This is a genomic window from Dactylosporangium aurantiacum (assembly GCF_000716715.1).
Classification (GTDB): Bacteria; Actinomycetota; Actinomycetes; order Mycobacteriales; family Micromonosporaceae; genus Dactylosporangium; species Dactylosporangium aurantiacum.
Genome location: NZ_JNYJ01000001.1, coordinates 216689 through 235559 on the forward strand (window position 1 = coordinate 216689; position 18871 = coordinate 235559).

At 73.6% G+C, this 18871-nt stretch carries 19 protein-coding genes; 13 read left to right on the top strand and 6 right to left on the bottom strand.

Annotation, left to right across the window (positions count from 1 at the left end; all coding sequences use genetic code 11):
• Positions 1-13: 13 nt before the first annotated feature.
• The gene (locus tag OP18_RS00995; protein WP_033356703.1) at positions 14-1195 is read right to left on the bottom strand and encodes a S8 family peptidase; all 1182 of its coding nucleotides are present in this window, start codon (positions 1193-1195) and stop codon (positions 14-16) included.
• 117 nt (positions 1196-1312) lie between these two features.
• On the opposite strand from OP18_RS00995, the gene OP18_RS51895 reads away from it, so the two are divergent.
• From OP18_RS51895 to OP18_RS01025, 6 genes are all read left to right on the top strand, one after another.
• A complete protein-coding gene (locus tag OP18_RS51895) occupies positions 1313-4042 on the top strand; it encodes an FHA domain-containing protein (protein WP_162189728.1) in 2730 nt (909 codons plus the stop codon).
• A gap of 1211 nt (positions 4043-5253) precedes the next feature.
• The gene (locus OP18_RS01005) at positions 5254-6015 is read left to right on the top strand and encodes a dienelactone hydrolase family protein (protein WP_033356704.1); all 762 of its coding nucleotides are present in this window, start codon (positions 5254-5256) and stop codon (positions 6013-6015) included.
• 2 nt (positions 6016-6017) lie between these two features.
• Positions 6018-6296 carry a DUF6295 family protein gene (locus OP18_RS01010; protein WP_033356705.1) on the top strand — a complete coding sequence of 93 codons (279 nt, stop codon included), beginning with the start codon at positions 6018-6020 and terminating at the stop codon, positions 6294-6296.
• 10 nt (positions 6297-6306) lie between these two features.
• Positions 6307-8187: a propionyl-CoA synthetase gene (locus OP18_RS01015; protein ID WP_033356706.1), complete on the top strand. Its 1881-nt coding sequence runs from the start codon at positions 6307-6309 to the stop codon at positions 8185-8187.
• Between the two features lie 119 nt (positions 8188-8306).
• Positions 8307-8882, top strand: a complete 576-nt coding sequence (locus OP18_RS01020; protein WP_033356707.1) for an ATP-dependent Clp protease proteolytic subunit — start codon at positions 8307-8309, stop codon at positions 8880-8882.
• Positions 8883-8921: 39 nt separating this feature from the next.
• On the top strand, positions 8922-10169 hold the full coding sequence (locus tag OP18_RS01025; RefSeq protein ID WP_033356708.1) for a serine hydrolase domain-containing protein: 1248 nt from the start codon (positions 8922-8924) through the stop codon (positions 10167-10169).
• A gap of 31 nt (positions 10170-10200) precedes the next feature.
• Here OP18_RS01025 and OP18_RS01030 read toward each other — a convergent pair whose 3' ends face one another.
• The gene (locus OP18_RS01030) at positions 10201-10920 is read right to left on the bottom strand and encodes a DUF4097 family beta strand repeat-containing protein (protein ID WP_033356709.1); all 720 of its coding nucleotides are present in this window, start codon (positions 10918-10920) and stop codon (positions 10201-10203) included.
• 117 nt (positions 10921-11037) lie between these two features.
• Between OP18_RS01030 and OP18_RS01035 the strand changes: the two genes are divergently transcribed.
• Complete coding sequence (locus OP18_RS01035; protein WP_033356710.1) at positions 11038-11538, top strand: hemerythrin domain-containing protein; 501 nt, start codon at positions 11038-11040, stop codon at positions 11536-11538.
• Positions 11539-11683: 145 nt separating this feature from the next.
• Positions 11684-12154 (top strand): STAS domain-containing protein, encoded by a 471-nt coding sequence (locus OP18_RS01040; protein WP_156089218.1) that lies wholly within the window; start codon positions 11684-11686, stop codon positions 12152-12154.
• On the opposite strand, the gene OP18_RS01045 is transcribed toward OP18_RS01040, so the two are convergent.
• Positions 12099-12767, bottom strand: coding sequence for a pentapeptide repeat-containing protein (locus OP18_RS01045; RefSeq protein WP_162189729.1), 669 nt, complete (start codon positions 12765-12767; stop codon positions 12099-12101). The genes OP18_RS01040 and OP18_RS01045 overlap by 56 nt on opposite strands.
• Positions 12768-12800: 33 nt before the next feature.
• On the opposite strand from OP18_RS01045, the gene OP18_RS01050 reads away from it, so the two are divergent.
• The 4 genes from OP18_RS01050 to OP18_RS01065 all read left to right on the top strand — a co-directional run bounded on the left by OP18_RS01050 (position 12801) and on the right by OP18_RS01065 (position 16214).
• Positions 12801-13436, top strand: a complete 636-nt coding sequence (locus tag OP18_RS01050; RefSeq protein WP_033356712.1) for a TetR/AcrR family transcriptional regulator — start codon at positions 12801-12803, stop codon at positions 13434-13436.
• 107 nt (positions 13437-13543) lie between these two features.
• A complete protein-coding gene (locus OP18_RS01055; protein WP_052386041.1) occupies positions 13544-14332 on the top strand; it encodes a CAP domain-containing protein in 789 nt (262 codons plus the stop codon).
• 261 nt (positions 14333-14593) lie between these two features.
• A complete protein-coding gene (locus OP18_RS01060) occupies positions 14594-15505 on the top strand; it encodes a DUF4397 domain-containing protein (RefSeq protein ID WP_052386042.1) in 912 nt (303 codons plus the stop codon).
• A 37-nt stretch (positions 15506-15542) separates the two neighbouring features.
• Entirely contained in the window at positions 15543-16214 is a 672-nt protein-coding gene (locus tag OP18_RS01065) for a class F sortase (RefSeq protein ID WP_063745397.1), read from the top strand.
• 172 nt (positions 16215-16386) lie between these two features.
• Here the strand turns inward: OP18_RS01065 and OP18_RS01070 are convergent, their stop codons facing one another.
• Positions 16387-16569, bottom strand: coding sequence for a hypothetical protein (locus OP18_RS01070; protein ID WP_033356713.1), 183 nt, complete (start codon positions 16567-16569; stop codon positions 16387-16389).
• Positions 16570-16602: 33 nt separating this feature from the next.
• The gene (locus OP18_RS01075; RefSeq protein ID WP_033356714.1) at positions 16603-17505 is read right to left on the bottom strand and encodes an AurF N-oxygenase family protein; all 903 of its coding nucleotides are present in this window, start codon (positions 17503-17505) and stop codon (positions 16603-16605) included.
• 46 nt (positions 17506-17551) lie between these two features.
• Here OP18_RS01075 and OP18_RS01080 point away from each other — a divergent pair, with 46 nt between their 5' ends.
• Positions 17552-17839: a DUF4873 domain-containing protein gene (locus tag OP18_RS01080; protein WP_052386043.1), complete on the top strand. Its 288-nt coding sequence runs from the start codon at positions 17552-17554 to the stop codon at positions 17837-17839.
• A gap of 151 nt (positions 17840-17990) precedes the next feature.
• Here the strand turns inward: OP18_RS01080 and OP18_RS01085 are convergent, their stop codons facing one another.
• Positions 17991-18422 carry an SsgA family sporulation/cell division regulator gene (locus OP18_RS01085; protein WP_033356715.1) on the bottom strand — a complete coding sequence of 144 codons (432 nt, stop codon included), beginning with the start codon at positions 18420-18422 and terminating at the stop codon, positions 17991-17993.
• Positions 18423-18871 lie beyond the last annotated feature (449 nt).

The window sequence follows — 18871 nt, forward strand, 5'->3', positions numbered from 1 at the left end:
CGGTGCACGGTGATCACGCCAGTCCCGCGTAGCGGCCGTACCGGCGCGACGCGCCGGCGATGACCTCCTCCGCCGCCAGCCGGGCCGAACCGGCCCCCGGCAGCGCGTCGGCGATCGCCGCGGCGACGAACGGCGCCGCGAACGACGTGCCGCTCCACGTCGCCCAGCCGTCCTCGAACCCGTCCTGGTGCACGAACGTGCTCGTGACGTCGGCCCCCGGCGCCGCGAGCGTGATCCACGTGCCGGTGTTGCTCCAGCCGCTGATGCGCCGCCCGTCGTGCGCCGCGACGGCGATGACCCGCCGCCGCCACGACACGCTGGTGCCGGCGAACGCGGCCGGCCAGAACGGCCGGTCGTGCTGGCCGTCGTTGCCGGCAGCGGCGACCAGCACCCGGTCGCCGCTGCCCAGCAGCCCGGACAGTGCCGCGGTCAGCAGCGGTGGCGGCCGGTCGTCGAGCGTGTAACCGCCCAGCGACAGGTTGATGATCTGATGGTCGTACGCCTGCCCGAGACCGGCGATCAGGTCGGTCTCACGGCATACCCCGAACGTGTCGACAATCCCCATCACCCTCGGCCGCACCCGCGGCGACCTGGTCAGCAGCACCCCGGCGACGAAGTTGGCGTGCCCGACGTCGCCGTCGCGGACGGCGTCCTCGTCGACGCCGGCGTCCGCGCCCGGTCCGAGGTCTTCGGCGACATACCGGTCCTTGGGCAGCGGGCTGTCCAGCCACACCGCCGTGTCCAGCACGAGCACCTCGACCTCCGGCACCTCACGGTCACGGACCGTGAGGTGCCCCGGCGCCGCCGGCCGCGGCGGCCCGTAGGGCCCCGCGTGCTCGAACGGCGTCGACACGAACACGTGATTCGGCCCGGCGGCCACCCTGGTGTCACCGGCCGCCTCGGCCTGGACGCGCACCCGCCGCGCGGCGCGCGCGACGTCCAGACCGGGCAGCCGCACCCGCCGGAACCCGTCCGGGACATCCCCCTCCTCCACGATGTCCCGGGCGGTGAAGCCCTGCTCCGCGAACGCCTGACGAGCGGTGGCGAAGTGGTCGTCGAGCACCAGCAGCTCGTCGGCGACGAACCGCACCGGCGTGCCGTCCGCGCGGTCCTCACGACGCACCCACCCCAGCCCGGCGAGCCGGCGGGCGCGTCGCGACCGCCACTGCTCCGCACGGGCGTCCGCTGGTGCCATGGCTCCTCCTCACGTGGTCTGCAAAGAAGAGACGGGCCGTCGGCTTCCTGATACAAAAACCTCGCCGGGGACTTCCCCCGCTGTTTTCTGTCGTACGTGGGCGGCATGATGATGCCCGTGGCGAGCATCGACCAGCAGACCGTGACCCGTGAGATCACCGTGCTCGAAGTGACCGTCGCCGGCCCGTCCGGCGAGGCACGGTCGCTGGTGCGGCCCGACGACACCGTTACCATCGGCCGCGACGCCGCCAACGACCTGGTGGTCGAGGGCACCCTCATCTCCCGCCGGCACGCCGAGGTCATCTGGAACGACGACGGGTGGTTCCTGCGCGACCTCGGCAGCCGCAACGGCACCTACGTCGACGGGGAGAAGGCCGCGTTCGTCGCCGCCGTCGACGGGGGATCGGTGCACCTCGGCGCCGCCGACGGCCCCGCCGTCCGGTTCAAGGTCGTCACGATCACCGAGGAGGTGCCGCGGCCGCCGGCGACCCCCGCCCCGGCTCCCGGCCCGGCCGCCGCGCCGCCCGCGTCGCGGGAGGCGGCGCTGCACACCGCGGGCGCGCTGATCCGGCTCGGCCGCGGCCCCGACAACGACATCGTCCTGGCCGACCTGCGCACCTCCCGCCACCACGCCGAGCTGCGCCGCACCCCGACCGGCTACGAGGTGGTGGACCTCGGCAGCCGCAACGGCACGTTCCACAACGGCAGGCAGGTCACCCGCCAGGCCATGCAGCCCGGCGACATGATCTCGATCGGCCGGCACGAGTTCATCTTCGACGGGATGCGGCTGCACGAGTTCGAGGACGCCGGCCCGTCGTCCCTCATCGCCGACGACCTCACCGTGCGGATCAAGGACGCGATCCTGCTCGACGACGTCAGCTTCGCCCTGACCGAGGGCAGCCTGCTAGCCGTCATCGGGCCCTCCGGCTGCGGCAAGTCGACCCTCGTCAAGGCCGTCGCCGGGCTGCGCCCCGCCAGCCAGGGCACCGTGCGCTACGACGGCCGCGACCTCTACGCCGACTATGCCGAGCTGCGCTACCGCATCGGCATGGTCCCCCAGGACGACGTGCTGCACCGCCAGCTCACCGTCCGCCGGGCGCTGCGCTTCGCCGCCGCGCTGCGCTTCGCCGACGACGTGCCGCGCAAGGAGCGCCGGCTGCGCGTCGCCGAGGTGCTGCGCACGCTCAACCTCACCGAGCGCGCCAAGATGCGCATCGACAAGCTCTCCGGCGGCCAGCGCAAGCGGGTCTCCGTCGCCCTGGAGCTGCTCACCGAGCCGTCGCTGCTGTTCCTCGACGAGCCGACCTCCGGCCTGGACCCGGCCCTGGACAAGGAGGTCATGGAGGAGCTGCGCGACCTCGCCGACAAGGGCCGCACCGTGGCCGTCGTGACGCACAACGTGATGCACCTCGACCTGTGCGACCGGGTCCTCGTCCTCACCGTCGGCGGCCGGATGGGCTACTTCGGCCCGCCCGGCGAGCTGCTGTCCTTCTTCGGCGCCGAGGACTACGCCGAGGTGTTCCGCGAGGTGACCGCCAACGCGGAGCACTGGCACCGGGCGTATCGCAGCTCCGCGCTGTACACGCGGTATGTGACCGAGCAGATCGCCGAGGCGCCGCTGCCGAAGCCGGCCGTGGTGGAGCGGGTCACGGTGCCGATGCCGCGCGACCCGGCGGACGCGGCTCCCGCCGCCGCTGGTGCTGCCGCCGGGGCTCCGGCCGCCGGCGAGGCACCGGCCGGTGCTGCTGGGGCGCTGCCTGCTGCCGGGGGTGCGGCTGCGGCTGGTGCCGGGGCGGCGACGACGGTGCTGCCGGCGGGCGCGCCGGCGCCGGAGTCCGAGACCGCCGAGCAGGCGATGCCGGCCCGGCCCGCGGCGGCCCCCACCGCCGCTCCGGGCGCTCCGGGCGCTCCGGACGCGGCGGGCTCGGCGGCGCCCGGTTCCGGGGGCGACACCGGCAAGCCCGCGCGGGCGGTCGGGCGGGCGCGGGTCAAGCTCGGCGGGGCGTCGCTGCGCAGCCGGGCGCTGCACCCGGCGGCGCCGGTGCGGCAGTTCCTCACTCTGTGCCTGCGCATGTTCTGGGTCATCGGCGCCGACCGGGGCCTGACCCTGTTCACCGTCGGCCTGCCGCTCGCCCTCGCGCTGCTGACCCGCACCGTCCCCGGGGAAAACGGCCTGGCGCCCGGCCTGACGAAGTTCAGCCTCGAGGCGCAGCGGCTGCTCGTCGTGCTCGCCGTCGGCGCCGCGTTCCTCGGCACCGCCGCCGCGATCCGCGAGATCGTCAACGAGGCGACCATCTACAAGCGGGAGCGTGCCGTCGGCCTGTCCGCCGGGGCGTACCTGGCGTCGAAGGTGTTCGTGTTCTCGGTCATCATCCTGGGGCAGACGGCCCTGTTCACCTGGCTGGCCCTGCTGGGCAAGAACCCGCCGAAGGACCCCCTGATCTTCAAGGAGCACTGGCTGCTGGAGATCAGCATCCCGGTTGCCCTCGTCGCCCTCGCCTCGATGGCCTTCGGCCTGCTCGTCAGCGCCCTGGCCAAGACCACCGAGCAGACCACCCCGGTCCTGGTCGTGGTCGTGATGGCCCAGCTGGTCCTGTCCGGCGGCCTGTTCGAGCTGGAGGGCGAGAAGGTCCTGCAGCAGATCGCGTGGCTCTTCCCGACCCGCTGGGGTCTCGCGGCCGGCGCCTCCACCGTCGACCTGACGAAGATGATCCCGTTCGAGGACAGCCTCTGGGACCACACCACCGGCGCCTGGTGGCGTTCCGTGCTCATCCTGCTGCTGCAGGTGGTCGCCCTGATCGGCCTCGCCCGCCTCGCCCTGCGCCGCCTGGAGCCCGGCCGGCAGTAACCCGCCGGAGCTTCGTCCACGCCACGCCACGCCCCGCCACCTCGCCGGGGCCCGCCCCCGCTCGGCCCGGAGCCGCCCGCGATGCGTCGCTGGGCTCGGGCCGGCCGGGCTGGCGTCGCTGGTCCGCCTTGGTCGGTCGTGCTCGCGTCGCCAGGCCGCCTCGGTCGATCGGGCTCGCGTCGGTCGTGCTCGCGTCGGCTGGGCCGCCTTGGTCGGTCGGGCTCGCGTGGGCAGGGCTCGCGTGGTCGGGCTCGCGTCGCCAGGCCGCCTCGGTCGGTCGGGCTCGCGTCGGCCGGGCTCGCGTCGGTCGTGCTCGCGTCGGCTGGGCCGCATTGGTCGGTCGGGCTTGCGTGGGTAGGGCTCGCGTGGTCGGGCTCGCGTCGGTCGGGCTCGCGTCGGCTGGGCTCGCGTCGGCTGGGCTCGCGTCGGCTGGGCTCGCGTCGGCTGGGCCGCCTTGGTCGGTCGGGCTCGCGTGGGTCGGGCTCGCGTGGGTCGGGCTCGCGTGGGTCGGGCTCGCGTGGGTCGGGCTCGCGTCGTCAGGCAGCTTTGGTCGGTCTGGCTCGCGTCGGCTGGGCTTGCGTCGGTCGGGCTCGCGTGGGTCGGGCTCGCGTGGGCAGGGCTCGCGTGGTCGGGCTCGCGTCGCCAGGGCGCCTTGGCCGGGCGTGCTCGGCTCGCTTCGGTCGGGTTCGCATGGGTCGTGTTCGCAAACCCGCCGGAGCTCCGCCGCCGTGCCCGCCGCCGCCGTGCTGCCGGGGCGCGACCCGCGTGGTCCGAAGCCCCCGGGGATGCGTCGGCTGGGCTCGCGTCGCGGGGCCGCCCGGGCGTGCTGGCCGGGATCGCGTCAGTGCGGCTGCGCCCGCCGGGTCGGGCGGGCCAGTGCCGCTGCCGGGAGTCGCGCTGGTCAAAGGTCGCGGAGGTCCGCGCCCCCGCCACCCGGCCCCCACGATGCGCACGGCCCCGCGGCCCGGGAGGCTTGCCCGCAGCGAGGTGGCGCCGGGCCGGCGCTGCTCACGGGGGCAGGTCCCGCCGCCCGCGGAGCTGGTCACCCGTGTCCGATGGGTTCGCTGCTCGAACCACCGGCCCGCGCCGCTCATCGGACCGACCGACGCCAGGACGGTCCCGCCGGCCGGGGCACCGGTGGCCGGTCGGCGGGGGTGGTGGGGACGGTGTCCGGGGACGGGGGTGTCACCGGCGGCAGTAGCGTGAGAGCCATGTCTGATGCGATCCGCGCCGAGACGGTGTACATCGGGGACGAGAAGATCCAGGCCTACCAGGCGTGGCCGCTCGACGCCGGGCAGGGCGAGCGGCGGTTCCCCGGCGTGGTGGTCATCCACCACCTGCCCGGGTACGACGAGGCGACCAAGGAGATGGTGCGGCGCTTCGCGGCCAACGGGTACCTCGCGATCTGCCCCAACCTGTTCTGGCGGGAGGCGCCCGGGGCGTCGCCCGACGACGCGTCGGCGTTCGTGCGGGGGCAGGGTGGCATCCCCGACGAGCAGATCATCGGCGACGTGCGGACGGCGGCCGGCGCGCTGCGGGCGCTGGACGGGCACAACGGCAAGGTGGGGGTCATCGGGCACTGCTCGGGTGGGCGGCAGGCGCTGCTGGTGGCGACCGCGCTGCCGCTGGACGCGGCCGTCGACTGCTACGGGGCGTTCGCGTTGGAGCCGCCGCCGGCGGCCAGCGGGCTGAAGATGACGTCCATCAAGGACCGGCTCGGTGACCTGGGATGCCCGGTGCTGGGGCTGTTCGGCGACGACGACCAGAACCCGGCGCCCGAGGAGGTGGACCGGCTCGCGGCGATCCTCGAGGGGCACGGCAAGCAGTTCGAGCGGCACAGCTACGCGGGGGCCGGGCACGGCTTCTTCGCCACCGACCGGCCCGGCTACCGGCCCCAGGCGGCCGTCGACGGGTGGCGGCGCATCTTCGCGTTCTTCGACCGGCACCTCGGCGGCAAGCGACTGGAGGTCTGAGCATGTGCACGTACGACACCGAGACCGTCGAGATCGAGGGCAGCGCGAAGGGGCCGGACGGCTGGTTCGCGGTGACCCGGGCCGCGGTCTACGTCGACCACCCGCATCACGCGCCGTTCGGGCACACGCTGAACATCGACTTCGCCGACCCGGCGCAGGGGCCGGCGGCGCGGGTCGCGGTGGAGCTGACGGAGGAGGCGGCGCGGGCGCTCATGGCCGCGATCGGGGCCGCCCTCGACAAAGCCCCGGCGGGCCTGGCCAGCGCGGGCGCTGCGGTGTAAGCATCGACGGATGGGCGCATATCGCGACACGTACGAGCGCAGCCTGACCGACCCGGACCGGTTCTGGCGGGACGCCGCCGCGGCGGTCGACTGGACGCGCATGCCGACGCGGGTGCTGGACGGCGACCGCCCGCCGTTCTACCGCTGGTTCCCGGACGCGGAGCTCAACACCTGCCACAACGCCCTGGACCGGCACGTGGCCGCCGGGCGCGGGGAGGACACCGCGCTCATCTACGACAGCCCGGTGACCGCGACGCTGCGCACGTACAGCTTCCGGCGGCTGCGGGACGAGGTCGCCAGGTGCGCGGGGGCGCTGCGCCGGCTCGGCGTCGAGCGGGGTGACCGGGTCGTCGTCTACATGGCGATGGTGCCGGAGGCCGTGATCACGATGCTCGCGTGTGCCCGCCTGGGCGCCGTGCACTCCGTGGTGTTCGGCGGGTTCGGGCCGAAGGAGCTCGCCGCCCGCATCGACGACGCCCGGCCGAAGGTGGTGGTGGCGACGTCGTGCGGGATCGAGGGCAGCCGGGTGGTGGCGTACAAGCCGCTGCTGGACGCCGCGCTCGCCGAGGCCGCGCACCGGCCCGCGCACCGGGTGATCCTGCAGCGTGAGCAGGCGCCCGGCGAGCTCGCCCCGGGGGACCTCACCTGGGCGGACGCGCTGGACGGCGCGGCGGACGCGGCGTGTGTACCGGTGGCCGCCACCGACCCGCTGTACATCCTGTACACGTCCGGCACGACGGGCCGGCCGAAGGGCGTCGTGCGCGACAACGGCGGCCACGCGGTCGCCCTGACCTGGTCCATGGCCAACGTGTACGCGACCGGTGCCGGCGACGTGTTCTGGGCGGCGTCGGACGTCGGATGGGTCGTCGGCCACTCCTACATCGTGTACGGGCCGCTGCTGGCCGGCGCCACGACGGTGCTGTACGAGGGCAAGCCGGTCGGCACCCCGGACGCCGGGGCGTTCTTCCGGGTGGTCGAGCAGCACAAGGTGACCGCCCTGTTCACGGCGCCGACCGCGATCCGCGCGATCCGCAAGGAGGACCCGGAGGGCCGGCTCGCCGCGCGGCACGACACCGGCACGCTGCGGACCCTGTTCCTCGCCGGGGAGCGGCTCGACCCGCAGACGTACGAGTGGGCCGGGCAGACCCTGGGGGTGCCCGTCGTCGACCACTGGTGGCAGACCGAGACCGGCTGGCCGGTCGCGGCGAACCTGCGCGGCCTGGAGCCGATGCCGACGAAACCGGGCTCGCCGTCGGTGCCGGTGCCGGGGTTCGACGTGCGGGTCCTGCTGCCCGACGGCACGCCCGCCCCGCCCGGCGTCGACGGCGCGATCGTCATCGGCCTGCCGCTGCCGCCCGGCTGCCTGCCGACGCTGTGGCAGGACGACGAGCGGTTCGTCGCGTCGTACCTGTCGGCGTTCCCCGGCGTGTACCTGACCGGCGACGGCGGCCGGTTCGACGAGGACGGCTACCTGTACGTGATGGGCCGCACCGACGACGTCATCAACGTCGCCGGGCACCGGCTGTCCACGGGTGCGATGGAGGAGGTCCTGGCCGCCCACCCGGCCGTCGCCGAGTGCGCCGTGATCGGCGTCGACGACGAGCTCAAGGGGCAGGTGCCGCGCGGGTTCGTGGTGCTGAAGGCGGGCGTGGACACCGCCGCCGACGTCGTGGAGCAGCAGCTCGTCGCGCTGGTGCGGGAGCGCATCGGCGCAGTCGCGGCGCTGCGCACGGTGCGGGTCGTGCCGGCGCTGCCGAAGACCCGCTCCGGCAAGATCCTGCGCGGCACGATGCGCGGCATCGCCGGCGGCGGCGACCCGGCGGTGCCGTCCACGATCGAGGACCCGTCGGTGCTGGACACGCTGCGGCCGATCCTGCGGCAGGAGCGCTGACCCCGGGAGGGTGAGCGGCGCCGGGCACGCTGAGAGCGAACACGCTCACAGCGAACCGGGGATCCTTTTCCGGGGTGCGGTCAATACGGTCGAACAAAGCCCCGGGAAAGGACGCGCACATGACCGACCCGCAGATCCCCTTCGACAGCGCCGTCTTCGACCGACTGCTCGCCAAGCGCATCATCGTGCTCGGCAGCGAGGTCAACGACGAGAGCGCCAACCGCATCTGCGCGCAGCTGATCCTGCTCGCCGCCGAGGACCACGAGAAGGACATCAACTTCTGGATCAACTCCCCGGGCGGTGTCATCAGCGCCGGCCTGGCCATCTACGACACGATGCGGTTCGTGCCCAACGACGTGTCGACGGTCGTGATGGGCATGGCCGCGTCCATGGGGCAGTTCCTGCTCAGCGCCGGCACCCCCGGCAAGCGGTACGCGCTGCCGCACTCGCGGGTGATGATGCACCAGCCGTCCGGCGGCATCGGCGGCACCGCGTCCGACATCGCGATCCAGGCCGAGCAGATGCTGTTCACGAAGCAGACCATGCAGCGGCTCATCGCCGAGCACACCGGCCAGACCTACGAGCAGATCGAGGCGGACTCCGACCGGGACCGCTGGTTCACCGCGCAGGAGGCCGTCGACTACGGGTTCGTCGACCGGGTCGTCGCCGGGGCCGAGCAGCTGGCCGTGTCCTGACGCTTCCGCAAGCCTGAGCGCGCGTTTAGGCTGCCGGGCGTGAGCATCGAACGTGAGGTCGCGCCGGAGCGGGTCGGATTCGACGGCAGGCGCCTGGCCGGCCTGGACGCGCACTTCTCCCGGTATGTCGAGGACGGCCGGCTCGCCGGCTGGCAGCTCGTCGTCAGCCGCGACGGCCGGGTCGCGCACGCCTCGACCTGCGGCATGCGTGACCTGGAGGCCGGGCTGCCGGTCGAGCCCGATACCCTGTGGCGCATCTATTCGATGACGAAGCCGGTCACCTCGGTCGCGGCGATGATGCTGTGGGAGGAGGGCCGGTTCGAGCTGACCGACCCGATCAGCCGGTGGCTGCCCGAGTTCGCGGCGCCGCAGGTGTATGACCGCGGCTCGGCCGGGCAGCCGTTCACCGTGCCGGCGGCCGAGCCGATCCGGGTGTGGCACCTGCTCACGCACACCTCCGGCCTCACGTACGGGTTCCTGCAGACCTCCGTGGTCGACGCGCTGTACCGCAAGGCCGGCTACGACATCTACCCGAAGGCCGGCGCCGACCTGGCGCAGGCGTGCCGTGACTGGGCGGCGCTGCCGCTGCTGTTCCAGCCGGGCCGCAGCTGGGGCTACGGGGTGTCCACCGACGTCCTCGGCCGGCTCGTCGAGGTGGTGTCCGGGCAGACGCTCGGCGACTTCTTCCGCACCAGGATCTTCGAGCCGCTCGGCATGACCGACACCCGCTGGTGGGTGGACCCGGCCGGCGACGAGGCGAAGCGGCTCGCCGCGCTGTACGTGCCGAGCCCCACCGGCGGCGGCGCGACCCGGTTCGACCCGATCGGGCAGCACGCGCTGCAGGAGCCGGTGCTGCAGTCCGGCGGCGGCGGGCTCATCTCCACCGCCGCGGACTACCACCGGTTCACCGCGATGCTGCTGCGCGGCGGCGCAGGCGCCGACGGCGCCGGGGAGCGGCTGCTGAGCAGCCGGACAGTGCGGTTCATGACCCGCAACCACCTGCCCGGCGGCGTCGACCTGGACCGGCTGCAGACCGGCGGGTTCGCCGAGACCACGTTCGAGGGGGTCGGCTTCGGGCTCGGCTTCGCCGTGGTCCGCGACCCGGTGCCGGCCCGCACCCCGGGCACCCCGGGCACGTACTACTGGGGCGGCGCGGCCAGCACCGCCTTCTGGGTCGACCCCGCCGAGCGGCTCACCGTCGCGTTCTACACGCAGCTGCTGCCGTCCAGCACCCACCCGATCCGCCCGCAGCTGCGCCAGCTCATCTACTCGGCGCTGACCGACTGACCGCCGGCCGGCGCGGCCGCCCGGCGGGGGCTCACCGGCCGAACGCCAGGTTCCCGCCACCGGTCACCACGTGCACCTTGTGCAGCGAGGCGGCCTCGGACTTCACGGTGCCGGACTGCTTGCCGCCGTCGAGCTCGACGTCCAGGGCGTAGCCGTCCGCGGTGAGCTTCAGCGTCACGTCGCCGCCGCCGCTGTCCACGTCGACCCGGTCCGGGGCCTGCGTCACGGCGACCTCGACGGCGCCGCCGCCGGTGCGGGCGGTCAGCTCCGGCGGGGCCAGGCCGTCGCCCTTCAGCGCGCCGCCGTCGGTGGACACGTCGATGATGCCGGTCAGCCCCGACAGCGTGATCGCGCCGCCGGCGCTGTCCAGGCGCACGCTCAGCGTGGACGGGATCTCCACCGTGTACGCGATCGAGCAGTCGCCGCTCGCGCAGCCGGTCGAGGCCAGCGTCAGCTCGCCGCCGTCGACGCTCTGCTTGCGGCCCGGCTTGTCGGCCTTGAACGTGGAGACCTCGGTCACCTTGATCGTGGCGGCCGCGCCGACCTTCACCGTGATCGCGCCGCCGGCACTGTCGATGTCCACGACGCTGACGTCGTCCTTGACCTCGAAGGTGTTGGTGGCGGTCTGCTGCGCGCCGGGCCTGCCGGTGTCCGCACCCGGCGAGGGGTCGGCACCGCCGCAGCCGGCGAGGGCCGTCGGCGCCGCGAGGGCCAGCAGGGCGGCGAGCGTCAGAATCCGCGGTGACTTCACGCAGGCCAGCTTCGCACGCCCGGCCGGCCACCCTCGGCGAGGGTGGTCACGCCGCTGTTTGCGCTGGTGGGGGAGGGGTACACAGTCGCTGTCAAGACCCGCCAGTGAGGAGGCCCGATGTCCACGGACGCCATCGTCGTGCTCAAGGAAGACCACAAGAACGTCAAGCGGCTGTTCAAGGAGTTCCAGGCGGCCGAGGACGGCCCGGCGGAGAAGAAGGCGCGGATCGTCACGCAGATCCTGCAGGAGCTGACCGTCCACACGTACCTCGAGAACGAGGTCATGTACCCGGAGATCCGCCGCCTCCTGCCGGACCTCGACGACGACATCCTCGAGTCGTACGAGGAGCACCACGTCGCCGACGTGCTGTGCATGGAGCTGGCCACGATGACCCCGGACGACGAGCACTTCGACGCGAAGGTCACCGTCCTCATCGAGAGCGTCACGCACCACATCGACGAGGAGGAGCAGGAGTGGTTCCCGAAGGTCCGCGAGCAGCTCGGCCGCAACCAGCTGCAGGAGATCGGCGCGCGGATGCAGCAGCTGCGCCCGGACGCGCCGACCACGCCGAGTGAGCCGAAGGCGCTGAAGAAGGCGCTCGACGCGATGCGTGCCTGACCGAGGTCGATACGGTGCCGGTCGATACGGGCCGGTCGATGTGGTGCCGGCACACTCGGACGCCGTCCGGCCACCAAAGGCCCGGGCGGGGTCATCCGACCGAAGGAGGCGCTCGGGGCGGGGTGTGCCGGTACCGTCGAAACCGATGAACGCCGTGGTGCTTGCCCTGCACGGGTTGCTCGTGGAAGGGACCGTCGAGACCGTCGAACCGGTCCTCGCCGGCTGTCTGGTCGCGGCGCAGCCGCGCCTGGTCCTGGACGTGTCACAGGTGACGGTGTGCGACACCGCCGGCGCCGCCCTGCTCGTGCGGGTCGCCGAGCTGGCCTGGCAGCGGGGCGGGGAGCTGCGGCTGGCCGCACCGTCGCCCGCGATCCGGTCGTGGTCGCAGGTGGCCGCCGGGATGGACCGCATCGCCGCCTTCGGCACCGTCGAGGGCGCGGTCGAGGCCGACCCGCGCGACCTGCTGACCGGTGCGGGCGCGGCGGGGCAGGGCGCGCCCGCACCGGCGGCGTGCGTCGACGAGCCCGCCTACCCGCAGCGCCGCCGCCCCCGCTGGCGGGTCAACCCTTCGGCCCGCGGACGATCACGCCGAGGTCCCGCATCACCGCGTCGGTGAGGCCCGGCAGCTGCGCCGGCTCGATCGTGACGCCGCGCAGGCTGCTCACGCCGCTCACCTCCGACAGCTGGTTGCCGCGCAGGTCGGCGCCGCGCAGGTCGCAGCTCTCGAACGACATCTGCCGCAGCCGGCACCCCGACATCGCCGCGTGCGGCAGGACACAGTCGCGCAGGACGGTGTTGACCAGGACACACCCGACGAAGCCGGTCGGGCCGGTCGTGGTGATGTCGTCGAACGTCGCGGCGTCCAGCCGGCACCCCTCGAACAGCACGTCGTCGAGGCGCGACTCGGCCAGGTGCGCCCAGGTGAGCTTGCAGTTGACGAAGTGGACCCGCTCGAAGGTCAGCCCGGTCAGCCGGGCCGCGGTGAAGTCGACCTTCTCGAAGCGGCAGCCGGTGACCGTCACGTCCTCCCACACGACCCCGTTGAGGTCGAGATTCTCCAGGTGGGAGCGGCGCAACCGGGCGTCGATGAGGGTGGTGCGGATGGCGCGGCCGGTCCGCACGTGCGCGTCGTTGAGGTTGCCGCCCCAGGGCGCGCTGACCGGCTCGAGCTCCCCGGAGTCGATGACGGGAAGATCGATGTCGAGTTCGTGCACGGTGCGCAGTGCCACGTACCTCACCGTACACACGTAGGCTGATGCCCTATGAACGATGCTGCAGTCGGGCAGCGGCGGGTTGACGGGCGCACGCTGCGGGCCGAGCGGACCCGGCGGGCCATCGTCGACGCCCACCTGGCGCTGCTGGAGGAGGGCGACCTCAAACCGACCGCGGAGCGCATCGCCGAGCGCGCCGGGGTCTCGCTGCGCGCGCTGTGGACCAACTTCAAGGACATGGAGCGGCTGTTCGCCGCCGCCGGCGCCAGGCTGATGGAGCGCCAGCTCGCCGAGCACCGGCCCGTGCCGCCGGAGCTGCCCCTGCCGCAGCGCATCGAGGTGTACTGCGATCAGCGGGCCCGGCTGCTCGAGCTGATCGCCCCGGCGGCCCGGGCGGCCCGGCTGCGGGAGCCGTTCTCGGCGGCGCTGCGGCACAACCGGACCTGGTACGTCACGAACGCCCGGGAGGAGCTGGAGAAGCTCTTCGCCGACGAGCTGACCCGCACCGGAGCCGACCGTGAGGCGACGCTGCACGCGCTGACGGTGGCCACCACGTTCGCCGCCTGGTCGATGCTGCGCGACGAGCTGCACCTGGACGTCGCGGCGGCGACCGCGGTGCTGCGCCGGTCCGTGACCGCGCTGCTACCGGGGGAAGCACCCGGCGGCGGGCCGGGCACCGAGGCATAAATTTCGCTTAGATCGTCGTGAAATCGGCATCGCCGGTTGGGTCCGGCGACGGCCCGGCTCATAGGCTTCGGTGCGGTTTGAGTCATCTGCGCCCCAGGAGGCAACCGGTGTCCGCGTACGGCCCGTACGACGCCTATCGCGAAGAGGCGTACCGCGAAGAGCCTGTCATCGAGGCCCACGAGCCCCGGCACCGCCGCGGCACCCGGCTCGCCCTGGTCCTCGGCGTCGGCGTCGCCGCCCTGCTCGTCGTCGGTGCGACCGCGCTCGGCGGGGTCGTGCTGCTCGGCCACGACGGTCAGACCGGCGACGCGGCCCGCACCGCCGTCGCGGGCGACACCACCGGCGACCCGGCCGGGGCCGGCCAGCCCGGCGGCGACCCGGCCGGCGTCGACGGCGCCCTCGCCTCCGCGTCGCCGACCGAGGCCGCCTCCGCGGCGCCGAGCAGCGCCGCGCCGACGAAGGCGCAGACCACACCGCCGGCGAAGCCGAAGACCACCGCCCCGGCCGGCAACCTGTCCTACGAGGAGCAGGTCCTCGCGATCACCAACGTGGAGCGGGCGAAGGCCGGCTGCAAGCCCCTGGCCTACAACGCGAAGCTCGCCACCGCGGCCCGTAAGCACTCGCAGGACATGGCCACCAACGACTACTTCTCGCACACGTCGCAGGACGGCACCAGCTTCGCCACCCGCATCACCAACGCCGGCTACAAGTGGTCCGGCGCGGCGGAGAACATCGCCAAGGGCCAGCGCACCCCGGCCGACGTGATGAATGCCTGGATGAACAGCGCCGGGCACCGCGCCAACATCCTCAACTGCGGGCTGAAGGACCTCGGCGTCGGCCTCGCGTACCAGGGCAAGACCCCGATCTGGACGCAGGACTTCGGCAGCCCCCGGTAACCGGCGGCAGGCGCCCGCCGGTCGAGTCAGCGATCGGCGGGCGTTGATCGTTACCGCCCGGTAGTTGGAAAGGCACCGTCCAGCGGTTGCGCTCCGGCGCGCGGTTCGGCATCGTGCACATCGGTCAGTGCTTATGGTGCCCGGGCGGATTACTCAATTTCCCTTCGCGCGGGTGCGTTTTACCCGCAACTCGAACCTGTTCCCCGGCGCGCCCGGCCACACGTCGCGCGGGCCGCGTACTTCGAGCAAGGGACCACGAACGTGATCGCTGCCTTCCTGCGCCGGCGGGCCCGGGTGGCCGCCGCGTCCGCCGCGGTGGTGCTGCTGGGCCTCGGCACGGCCCTCGCCGGCGCGTCCCCGGCCGCCGCTGCCGGGGTCGGCTATGTCCGCCTCGCGCACCTGTCGCCCGACACCCCGGCCGTCGACGTGTACCTGAGCGCCGTGAACGGCTCGATGGCGACGCAGAAGTTCGACGCGGTCGGCTACGGCGTGGTGTCGAAGTACCTGCCGCTGGCGCCCGGCACCTACGCGGTGGCGATGCGGCTGCCCGGCGCGGCCGCCGACAGCCCGCCCGTGCTGAGCACCCAGGCGACCGTCGTGGAGGGCAAGGCGTACACGGTCGCCGGCGTCGGCAAGTTCACCGACCTCGGCCTGCGCGTCATCCCCGACGACCTGGCCCTCACCGACCCGAGCAAGGCCAAGGTCCGCGTCGTGCAGGCGTCGGTGAAGCAGCCGGTCCTCGACGTGTCGATCGCCGGCGGGGCGAAGGTCGCCGGCAACGTCGAGTTCGCCACCACCACCGACTACCAGCTGGTCGAGCCCGGCACGTGGACACTGCGGCTGGCCGCGCCGAGCGTCACCACCGCCGCGACCACCGTCACCGCGCCCTTGAAGGCCGGCAGCGTCTACTCGCTGATCGTGCTCGACGGCCGCACCGGCCTCACCGCGCAGCTGCGCACCGACGCGACCAGCAACGGCGTGCCCGCCGGCGGGGTCGACACCGGTGGCGGCGGCATGGCCGGGAACGTCGCCGGCGACCGGTCCGGCGGCTGGCGGGTCGCCGCGCTCGTCGCCGCGCCGCTGGCGCTGCTGGCCGTGCTGCTGGGCGGGGGCGGCGCGCTGCTGCGGCGCCGCCGCGGTGGCCGTGGTGCGGTCACGGCGCAGCCGTCGTAGCGGGCCGCCGCCGGGGCGCGTCTCGTAGGCTGGCCGCATGGTGAGGTCCGCCGGGCACGTCGTCAGGCACCGCGCGGTCCGCCTGAGCCCCGGCCGGCGGCGGACCCTGACGCTGCTCGCCTGCGTGCTGGCCCTCGCCGCGCCGGTCTACGCCGGCACGGCGGCGCTCGTCGGCCGCCGCCTCGACATCGACGCCGGTGGGGCCACCTGGATCGTGCCGCACCGCATCGAGCTGGAGCCGGGCGGGGCGGAGGGCGGGGCCGCCGGCGCGCCGCCGACGCGGCTGCGGATCGCGGCGCTGGGGGTCGACACCGGCCTGGAGCGGCTCGCGGTCGACGGGACCGGGCAGCTGCAGAGCCCGAAGGTGTACGAGGAGGCCGGCTGGTTCGCCGCGGGCACCGCACCCGGCGACCCGGGCCCGGCGGTGCTGGCCGGGCACGTCGACTCGCGCACCGGACCGGCGGTGTTCTACAAGCTGCACGAGCTCGACGCGGGCGACCGGATCGAGGTGCAGCGCGGCGGGGTGTGGCTCACCTTCACGGTGACGGCCCGCGAGCACTACGCGAAGGCCAGGTTTCCCAGCGACCGGGTCTACGGCCCGACGCCGCTGCCGGAGCTGCGCCTGATCACCTGCGGCGGGGACTTCGACGCCGCCCGCCACTCCTACCGCGACAACGTGGTCGTCTACGCGGTGCTCGCCAACGTTTAGGGTCGGTGTGCCAGGTCGCCTCGCGGCGATAGGCGCATCACGGCTCCAGCCGAACGGTATTCCGTGAAGGCAGTGTGGTGAGGCCCGGGGACACACAGCACACCGACTCACTCGACAGTAGCGCGTCGGGCACCCGTCGTCCCGTGATCTGGATCTCCGAAATTGCCCCGGCTCAGCGCTTGCGCACGCCGCGCAGGAACAGCACGGCACCGATGACCGCGGCGACCGGGCCGATCACCGCCCAGATCGTGCTGCCGCTCATCGAGCTGCCGCCGAGCACGTCCAGGCCCTGCAGGGTCCAGACCACGCCGGAGAGGATGAGCAGCGCACCGACGACGACCAGGACCCATCTCATATCGCTCACAGTAGTGCCACCGCCGGGGCGGACCTAGAGCAGTGCCGATGCCTTCCACAGCCGGCGGGCCGGCCCCTCGACCAGGCCCAGCTCCTGCAGGTAGGCGGTGACCCGCTCGGCCGACCAGCGCAGCGTCTCGCGGAACGCCGGGTTGGCCCAGGCCGCGGCCCGGGCCCGGGCCGGGTCGAGGCCGACCGCCGCGTAGGCGCCGGGGTGGATCAGCGAGTGGGTGACCGTCCAGGCGGCCCGGCCGATCATCAGCCGCGAGTACGCCAGGGACAGCCGCCCGCCGAAGCCGCGCCGGCTCGCCGCGACCTGGCGGGCGAGCTCGTCACGGGCGTAGCGGATGTGCCGGGCCTCCTCCACGACGTGGATCCGCGACACCATCCGGACCAGGGGCTGCAGGCTGTCGTCGGCCATCGCCTCGCGCTGCAGGGCGTCGAGGATCTCCTCGGCGATGAGCGCGGCGGCGAACGTCTGCACCCCGCCGGCGGTGGCGCCGAGGTACCGGCCGAGGGCGCGCTCGACGGGCGCCGGCCGGTACGCGGGCGTGCCGAACGCCTCGATCATCCGCGCGAACATGATGGAGTGCCGGCACTCGTCGCCGATCTCGGTCAGCGCGTACTGCACGTGGCCGGTGCGCGGGTCCTGGTCGCTGACGTGGCGCAGCAGCAGCCCCATGAGCAGCATCTCGAACCAGATGCCGACGCTGGCGATGCTGGCCACCTCGTGCTTGGACAGCTCGATGCGCCGCCGCTCGTCGAGGTCCTCCCACAGGGGCGTGCCGAACAGCGACAGCCGGTGCGCGGGGGCGAACATGCGCCCCGGGTCCAGCGGCGCACGCCAGTCGATGTCGACGTCGGGGTCGTAGGAGTTGCCGGCGGAGATCTTCAGCAGCCGCGCGGCGGTGGCCTCGCGCTCGTCGGTGGTCGGCATCGCTGCTCCTTGACGGCTCCGGCGGGACTTGGTACTCATCAGTACCATGCCTGAGGAACCACGGCCGGTCAAGGCCGAGCTGCTCGTCGACGGCGCCGTCCACGCCGTGCGGCTGCACCTGAGCGGCCACTTCCAGCCCCTCGACGGGCGCTACCACTGGGGCGGGCGGATGAGCGGCGACCCGGCGGTGCCGGCGCTGGTGCGCGCGGGCCGCCGGGACGTGCTGCTGCGGTGCGGGCCGGCCGATCCGGTGCCGGCCCGGCTGCTGGAGATCGACCCCTGGGGCAACGTCCGCTTCGGCGGCACCGGCGCCCCGCCGGACGGCGTCAGGTAGCCGTCGTGCGGCCGTCGTGCGGCTGGGCGCCGCGAGGGAAACGTCGGGCGCCACCCGTCGGCCGTGCCCCCGGCAGCTGGCGGACTGCTCGCGGCGGGGTGGTCGGCGGTGTGGCGCCCGGTTGACGCGGTCCCGGTGGTGCGGTGCGCGGTCAGCGCCCGGCGAGGAGCCGGTTGACCGCGTTGTCGACGTCCAGGTGGTCGGTCTCGTGCCCGCGCGGCACGACGCTGTACGTGCGGCGCAGGAAGCGCACCAGCACGCTGCGCGGCACCTCGAACAGCGCGTTGCCGTCCGGTGAGGACAGGGCCAGGGCGACGAAGTCGCCGCGCGGGCCGTTCCACGGCCAGACGCGCACGTCACCGATGCCCGCGGGCTCGTCCAGGCCGGTGAACAGCAGCTCACGGGCGAACGACCAGCTGACCGGCTCGCCGCCCGCCGACTCGGCGTGGAACAGCACGTGCACCGCGTACGGGTCGTTCGGGTCGTATCGCAAGCTGGCTCGCACCGGCAATGCAGTCGCGTCGGGCGCGACGAGTCGTAGGGATGTCTCGACCTCGACGGTCGATGGTCGGATGGCGCTCATGTCGTACTCCCCCCGGCACCGCTGCGGAGCATGCCGTGCCCCGCCTCTCTTATGTTGAGGCGATTCCCAGTGTTACGCGTAGTGATTCTACGATCTCACTCTGTAGTGTTTCTGGGCCCGATTTGCCGTCAACCGAACAACGTGCGCGCGATGTCCGGTTTTCAGGGCGTGACCGGGGTCCTTGACGTGACGTGTGGGCCGTACGTCAATTCATTCGGGTAACGTCCAGTGGTTCGTGGGAGTGACGGGTTATCCAGTGATGGGAACGGAAATTGCGCGACAGTGAGGCGGACGGGTCGGGCGTTACGCCTGATTCCGGACCGCTTGGGTCCCCACCGGGTGACTTCCGGCGTGTCGCTGCGCCGGACCGCGACCCGGCGGCGGGTAAAGGGCCCACCCGGACCCCCGCCGGCGACCCGGACGACACCTCTGGCGGCACCACCGGCGAC